The 7,093-nt window shown below is 74.9% G+C and carries 6 protein-coding genes and 1 pseudogene; 6 read left to right on the forward strand and 1 reads right to left on the reverse strand.

Annotation, left to right across the window (positions count from 1 at the left end):
* The 3 genes and pseudogenes from G3I42_RS23595 to G3I42_RS23605 form a co-directional block, all read left to right on the forward strand.
* A pseudogene (locus tag G3I42_RS23595) lies at positions 1 to 273 on the forward strand (hypothetical protein); the annotation flags it as partial.
* An 81-nt stretch (positions 274 to 354) separates the two neighbouring features.
* Positions 355 to 1,782 (forward strand): FtsW/RodA/SpoVE family cell cycle protein, encoded by a 1,428-nt coding sequence (locus tag G3I42_RS23600; protein ID WP_203607227.1) that lies wholly within the window; start codon positions 355 to 357, stop codon positions 1,780 to 1,782.
* On the forward strand, positions 1,779 to 3,263 hold the full coding sequence (locus G3I42_RS23605) for a penicillin-binding transpeptidase domain-containing protein (protein WP_164289057.1): 1,485 nt from the start codon (positions 1,779 to 1,781) through the stop codon (positions 3,261 to 3,263). The genes G3I42_RS23600 and G3I42_RS23605 overlap by 4 nt, the downstream gene beginning before the upstream one ends.
* A gap of 108 nt (positions 3,264 to 3,371) precedes the next feature.
* Here G3I42_RS23605 and G3I42_RS23610 read toward each other — a convergent pair whose 3' ends face one another.
* Positions 3,372 to 4,673, reverse strand: a complete 1,302-nt coding sequence (locus tag G3I42_RS23610) for a hypothetical protein (RefSeq protein ID WP_164289059.1) — start codon at positions 4,671 to 4,673, stop codon at positions 3,372 to 3,374.
* Between the two features lie 173 nt (positions 4,674 to 4,846).
* Between G3I42_RS23610 and G3I42_RS23615 the strand changes: the two genes are divergently transcribed.
* The 3 genes from G3I42_RS23615 to G3I42_RS23625 form a co-directional block, all read left to right on the forward strand.
* Entirely contained in the window at positions 4,847 to 5,776 is a 930-nt protein-coding gene (locus G3I42_RS23615) for a diiron oxygenase (RefSeq protein WP_164289061.1), read from the forward strand.
* 81 nt (positions 5,777 to 5,857) lie between these two features.
* Complete coding sequence (locus G3I42_RS23620) at positions 5,858 to 6,127, forward strand: hypothetical protein (RefSeq protein WP_164289063.1); 270 nt, start codon at positions 5,858 to 5,860, stop codon at positions 6,125 to 6,127.
* Between the two features lie 79 nt (positions 6,128 to 6,206).
* Positions 6,207 to 7,093 (forward strand): hypothetical protein (locus G3I42_RS23625; protein WP_164289065.1); only part of this gene is annotated, 887 nt, incomplete at its 3' end.

The raw sequence follows: 7,093 nt of genomic DNA on the forward strand, positions 1-7,093 counted from the left end.
GCCGACGCCGGCCCCCGCGCCGCCTTCGGCGAGACGCCCGCCAGCGCGCACGGCCGTGTCGTCGCCCGCGAGGGCCTGACGCTGCGCGACTCCCCGCGCCGCGCGGGGACCGAGGTCGGGCGGCGCCCGTACGGCGACAGCGTCGCGATCCACTGCGCCATGCTCGGCGAACGCGTGCGCGGCGAGGACCGCTGGTACCTCCTGACGGACGGGACCTGGGTCGCGACGCCGAGCAGGTCGATCGCGACCGAGGGCGTCCCGCGCACCTGCTGAGCCCCCCGAACGCGTCCGGGTCCCCGCCGACTCCACCTCGCATAACGGGACATTCCGTACCCCGCTTGCTACGTTCCCGGCATGACCGGAACCAGGACGGCCGACGCGGCGGCGGGCCTCCCGGCGCGCGCCGTGCCGCCGGTCCGCCGGCGGGGGGTCGAGCTGGGGCTGCTCGTCCTCGCCGTGGGGCTCGTGCTGCTCGGGTACGTCGCGGTGGGACTCACGCGCGAGGACCGCGTGCCGCCCGACGCGCTGCGCAATCTCGCGGTGCTCGCGGGCCTCGCGCTCCTCGCGCACCTCGTCGTCCGCCTCCGCGCCCCGTACGCCGATCCGCTCCCGCTGCCGATCGGCGTGCTGCTCAACGGCATCGGGCTCGTCCTCATCTACCGCCTTGACCTCCAGACCCCGGGCGACCGCGCGGCGCCCGCGCAACTCGTGTGGTCGATGACGGGTTTCGCGCTCTTCCTCGCCGTCGTGGCGCTGCTGCCCGACTACCGCCTCCTCCAGCGCTTCGCCTATCTCGCGATGGTCGCAGCGCTCGTCCTGATGATCGTGCCGATCTTCTTCCCCGCCGTGAACGGGGCACGGATCTGGCTGCGGTTCGGGGACTTCTCGCTCCAGCCGGGCGAGTTCGCGAAGGTACTGCTCGCCGTCTTCTTCGCGAGCTACCTCGCCGCGAACCGCGAGGCGCTGCGCCACACCGGCCGCAGGCTGCTGTGGACGCGGCTGCCGAGCGCACGCGTGATCGGGCCGGTCCTGATGGTGTGGCTGCTGAGCGTCGGCGTCCTCGTCCTGGAGCGCGACCTCGGGACCTCGCTGCTCTTCTTCGGGCTCTTCGTCGTGCTGCTGTACGTCGCGACGGGACGCACGGGCTGGATCGCCGCCGGGCTCGTCCTGGCCGCGCTCGGGGCGTGGGCGGTGGGGTCCCTGGAGCCGCACGTGCACCAGCGCGTCGAGGACTGGCTGCACCCCTTCGCCTCGATCGACGCGGGCGAGGGACCGGGCCAGCTCGCGCAGTCCCTCTTCGCCTTCGCCGCCGGGGGCTTCACGGGCACCGGGCTGGGCGCGGGGCACTCGGTCCTCATCGGCTTCGCGACGAAGTCCGACTTCATCCTCGCGACGGCGGGCGAGGAACTGGGCCTCGCGGGCCTCACGGCGCTCTTCCTCCTCTACGCGCTGCTCGTCGCGCGCGGCTTCCGTACGGGCCTGGAACTCCCCGACGCCTTCGGGCGGCTGCTCGCCACCGGGCTCGCCGCGATCGTCGCGCTCCAGGTCTTCGTGATCGCGGGCGGCGTGACGGGGCTCATCCCGCTCACGGGCATGGCGATGCCCTTCCTCGCGCAGGGCGGCTCCTCGGTCGTCACGAACTGGGTCATCGTGGCGCTGCTGCTGCTCATGAGCGACCGGGCGGCGCGCGTCGGGGACGTCCGCGACACCGGCGGGGCGCGCCCGGAGGACGTACGCGCCGCGGGCGGGGCGCGTCCCGGGGACGTACGGGGCGGGGCGTGAGCCGCTATCAGCGGCGCGCCGCCTTCTTCTGCCTCCTGCTGCTGGTCGCCCTCGTGCTCAACGCCATCCGCGTCCAGCTCGTGCGCGCCTCCGCCTACACCGACAACCCCGCCAACCGCCGGGCGGCGATCGCCCGTTGGGACCGTCCGCGCGGTGACATCCTCGTCGGCGGGAGGGCGGTGACGGGCTCGCGGGACACGCACGAGCAACTGCGGTACGAGCGCACGTACACCGAAGGGCCGCTGTACGCGCCCGTGACGGGCTTCGCCTCGCAGGTGTACGGGAGCACGCTCCTGGAACGCGCCGAGGACGGACTCCTGACCGGCAGCGACCCCGGCCTGAGCGCCTTCCCGCTGTGGGACGACCTCGTGCGCGCGCGGTCCCGGGGCGGGAACGTCGCCACGACGATCGACGCGAAGGCGCAGCGCGCCGCGTACGAGGGGCTCGCGGGCCGCACGGGCGCCGTCGCGGCGCTCGACCCGTCCACGGGCCGCGTCCTCGCGCTGGTCAGCTCGCCCTCGTACGACCCCGGCGCGCTCTCGGGCACGAGCCGCGCCGTGACGGCCACCTGGGCGCGCCTGACGGCCGATCCGGCGCAGCCGCTGCTCAACCGGGCGCTGCGGCAGACCTATCCGCCCGGCTCGACGTTCAAGATCGTGACGGCGGCGGCGGCGCTCGACTCGGGCACGGTGCGGGACGTGGACGACGCGACGGAGGCGCCCGATCCGTACCGGCTGCCGGGGAGCGACACGCGGCTCGCGAACGAGGTGGAGGGGTGCGGGGACGCGAGTCTGCGGTACGCCTTCCGGTGGTCGTGCAACACGGTGTTCGCGGCGCTCGGGGTACGGACCGGGCTGGAGGAGATGGTGCGCGCGGCCGGGCGCTTCGGCTTCGACGAGGCGGGCCCGGGCATCCCCTCGCCCGTCGTGCGCTCCGTCTTCGGGAGCCGGCTCGACAAGGCGCAGCTCGCGCTCTCCTCGATCGGCCAGTACGACACGCGCGCCACGCCGCTCCAGATGGCGCTGGTCGCCTCGGCCGTCGCCTCCGGCGGCTCGGTGCCGCGCCCGCGACTGGTGGAGCGCACCACGACGCACGGCGGGCGCCTCGTGGACGCGCCGCCCTCGCGCACGCTGCGGCAGGCCATGTCCCCCTCGACGGCGGCGCGGCTGCGGGAACTGATGGTGGACGCGGTCGAGAAGGGCACCGGGCGGCGCGCGGCCATCGAGGGGGCGACGGTGGGCGGCAAGACGGGGACCGCGCAGCACGGGGTCGGCAACGAGGGGACCCCGTACGCGTGGTTCGTCTCGTGGGCGCAGGGGCGCGACGAACCCTCGCCGCAGGTCGCCGTGGCGGTCGTGGTCGAGGACGCCTCGGCGGACCGGGGGGAGATCAGCGGGGGCGGGAACGCGGCCCCGATCGCGCGCGCGGTGATGGCGGCGGTGGTGGGGGAAGGGGAGGGGAAGAAGGCGGGGAAGCGCTGACGGCCCGGGGGCGCCCTCTCCCCCGCCCCGGTGCAGCGCACGCGCTCTCCGCCGGGCTCAGCGCCGCCCGCGCCCCGCCCCTCCCCCGCCACTCAGCACATGCCCCGCTCAGCACTCGCCCTTGTCGCCCGGGCAGTACGGCTTCGTCATGTCCGCACGCACCTGCGCCACGCGCTTCGCCGCCGCAGCGAGGTCGATGTCGGCCGCCTTCGCCGCGACGCTCTTCGGGGTGATCTCGGCGACCGTCGCCGCCGTGTTGTCGTCGGCCCAGGCGCACATGGGGAAGACGACGGTGACGGAGCCCTGCGTCGTGGACATGGTCTGGCAGCTCACGCCCGTCTTCGACGTCGCGCCGCCGCCGAAGCTCTTCGCGGGCGCGAGCAGCTTGGCGCCCTTCGCGCCCGCCGCGCCCTTGAGCATCGCGGCGCGCGTGTCGCCGGGCTCGCGGATGCGGCCGTTGAAGCCCGAGACGACGAGCGAACCGCCCCCGCCGTCCTCCGGTTTGCCGACGTACGTGACGACGACGGCCGAGGCGTCGTGCACGTCGCGGGCGCCGCGCGCCTGGGTGTTGATCTTCGCGCCCTCGTTCCGCGAGAGGTCCTGGTCGCGCGTGTAGGAGCCGTCGAGGAGGGCCGCGGGGGGTACGAGGCGCTGGTGGACCTGCGGGAAGCCCGCGTCCGGGTCGGAGCCGCCGCCACCGCCCCGGGTGGCGAACACCGCGCCGGCCACGGCGAGCACGACGACGCCCGCGCCGATGCCGAGGAACAGCTTGCGCTTCGACGTGCGCGGGGGCTCCGGGGCGGAGTCGCCGAAGGCGGGCACGGCGGCCGCGGCGGCGCCGGGCGTCGCGCCGGGGCCGTACAGGGAGTCGTAGGCGCTTCCGTACGAGGGCTCCGCGCCCGGGGAGGAGGGCGGCTGGGGAACCGACGGCCCCGGGGCCGGGGGCTGGGCGGACGGCTGCTGCTGCGCCTGGGCCTGCGGGCCCGGCGCCTCCTGCGCGGGGGCCGGGGCCTCGGGTGTGCCGTAGGGGGTTCCGTACGGGGCGGGTCGCGGGGCCTGCTCCGGGGTGCCGTAGCCGGGTTGCGGCGTCTGGGGCCAGTTCCCGTAGGCGTCGGGACCGGCGTAGGGCTGCTCGCCGTACGGCGCGGGCGCCTGCTCCCCGTACGGGTCCCCGTAGGGCGCCTGCCCCCCGTACGCCTGTCCCCCGTAACCCTGTTCCCCGTAGGGCTGTTGCGGCTGCCCGCTCCCGTACGGGTCCTGGGCCGGGTAGCCGTAGCCCGCGCCCTCCTGCGGGTAGGGCTGCTGCTCGTAGGGGTACGGGGGCTGCGCGGGCGGCTCGCCGTAGGGGGTTCCGTGGGGATCTCCGGAGGGATCTCCGTACGGGTGCTGCGGCGGCGGAGGCGTGGACATGGCCAAACGGTAGGCGATGCGCGCGGCCACCGGGACACCTGTCCCCCGCCGCGCGCCCCAACGCAAAGTTCCGGCAAGGGGATTGACGCCCTTACTGACACGGAGTCTCATAGTGGTGTGACCGCCGGTAACGCGGCCGGAGCCGGCACGACGGAGAACGAGGGTGGCAGGACATGGCGACGGTGACGGACTTCGAGCTCCTCCGTGACGCGCTGGGGACGCTCAAGAACAGGGAATCGGTGGCCGAGCGGCTGCTCGAGTCCTCGGCCAAGCACTCCTTCGACCCGGACAAGGAGCTGGACTGGGACGCGCCGTTCGAGCCGGGGAAGTGGTTCTGGCCCCCGGAGCTGGTCTCGCTCTACGGGACGCCCATGTGGGAGCGGATGAGCGAGGAGCAGCGCATCACGCTCTCGATGCACGAGGCGGCCTCGCTCGCCTCGCTCGGCGTGTGGTTCGAGATCATCCTCATGCAGCTGCTCGTGCGGCACATCTACGACAAGGACATCACGAGCGCCCACACGCGGTACGCGCTCACCGAGATCGCCGACGAGTGCCGGCACTCGATGATGTTCGCGCGGCTGGTGAAGACCGGCGGCGTGGACCCGTACCCGGTCACGCGCTTCAACCACAACATGGGGCGCGTCCTCAAGACGATCTCGACGACGCCGGGCTCGTTCGCGTGCACGCTGCTCGGCGAGGAGATCCTCGACTGGATGCAGCGGCTCACCTTCCCCGACGAGCGCGTGCAGCCGCTCGTGCGCGGCGTGACCCGTATCCACGTCATCGAGGAGGCGCGGCACGTGCGCTACGCGCGCGAGGAGCTGCGGCGGCAGATGGTGACGGCGCCGAAGTGGGAGCGGCACCTCACGCGGCTCTCGGCCGGTGAGGCGGCGCGGATCTTCTCCGTCGCCTTCGTCAACCCGGACGTCTACACGAACGCGGGCCTCGACAAGCGCGAGGCGCTGCGGCAGGTGAAGGCGAGCGCGCACCGCCGCGAGGTCATGCAGAACGGCGCGAAGCGGCTGACGGACTTCCTGGACGACATCGGGCTGATGGAGGGCGTGGGACGGCGGCTGTGGCGCTCCTCGGGGCTGCTGGCCTGAGCAGCGGCGTACGGGGACCGGGGCGGGCGGCGTGCGGGCACGGGGCGGGCGGGGCGCCCGCCGCTCGGTGACACTGGACGCGTGAAGACCGAGAACGTCGTGTTCGTGGGCGGCCCGCTGGACGGCCGCACCCTGCCGGTACTGACCGGCCCCACCGGGCAGCCGCCCCAGCAGTACAAGGTCCCCGTCCCGGGCCCCGCCGGGGAGACCCTGCTCGTCTACAACCGCGAGCCGCTGCTGCGCCCGGGCAGCAAGCTCGGCATGCCGCGCGGCTGGCGGTACGTGTACGACCCGGAGGGCGTGGTCGCGCGCCGCCGCTGGCCTTGGCGGCCCCGCCCGAAGGAGGCGTGAGGCACGGGCTTGACCCTCACACGGTGTCAGCCGGTCGGCTCGGTGGCGACAGACCAGCGCCCACGTCCCGGAGGACCCCGTGCCCACGCCCTACCTCGGTTCAGGCCCGTACTGCTACGCGAACTCCCTCGTCACGCTCCTGGGGCCCGGCGCCCCCTCGCCCGCGCTCGTCGAGACCCTGACCGGCTCGGCCTTCGGCTTCCAGTGGATCGGCGGCCGTCGCCCCTTCTTCGACGCGCTCGGCTGGGACCCCGAGCAGGGCATCGACGCCGCGCTGCGGCTGCTCGGCGTCTCGTGCGCGCGCACGGCGGGCGGCGGCCCGGACGAGGCGCTGCGGCGGCTGCGAACCGCGCTCGCCGAAGGGCCGGTCCTCGTCGGCCCCGTGGACATGGGATTGCTGCTCCACCAGCCCGGCACCCCGTCCACGGACGGCGGCGACCACTACGTCGTCGCCCTGGACCTGGACGCGGACGGCCTCGTGACCTTCCACGACCCGCACGGCCACCCCTGGGCGACGCTTCCCGCGCCCGCCTTCCTCGCCGCGTGGGCGGCCGAGACCGTGCCGTACACCGAGGAGCGGTACGTGATGCGCCACCGCTTCACCGGTCGCCCGGACCCGGACGCCGCGCTGCGGGCGCTGCTCCCCGAGGCGGCGCGATGGGCCGCCGGGCGCGCGGACCTCCCGGTGCCCCCGGGCACGCTCGGCGGGGCCGAGGGCGTACGGGCGCTCGCGGCCCGACTGCGGGCGGGGGAACTGCCCGAGGACGACCGGGCGCTGCTCGTCCACTTCGGAGTACGGGTCGGAGCGCGGCGGCGCGCGGACGCGGCCGGCTGCCTGCGGGGACTCGCCCCTGCCGCCGCCGGAATCCTGGACACGCAGGCGCGGCTCGTCGGGGCGCTCCAGCACCCGCTGGTGACACGGGACGACGACGCGGCGGCCGGGCTGCTCGGCGAGCTCGCGCCGAC

Origin of the sequence: Streptomyces sp. SID11385 (genome assembly GCF_010548245.1) — a bacterium.
In the GTDB taxonomy this organism is placed as follows: Bacteria; Actinomycetota; Actinomycetes; order Streptomycetales; family Streptomycetaceae; genus Streptomyces.

Bases quoted from the DNA above. Each gene is read 5' to 3' on its own strand.
- G3I42_RS23600 (WP_203607227.1), top strand. From the start codon at position 355: ATGACCGGAACCAGGACGGCCGACGCGGCGGCGGGCCTCCCGGCGCGC.
- G3I42_RS23610 (WP_164289059.1), bottom strand. From the start codon at position 4,673: ATGTCCACGCCTCCGCCGCCGCAGCACCCGTACGGAGATCCCTCCGGA.
- G3I42_RS23615 (WP_164289061.1), top strand. From the start codon at position 4,847: ATGGCGACGGTGACGGACTTCGAGCTCCTCCGTGACGCGCTGGGGACG.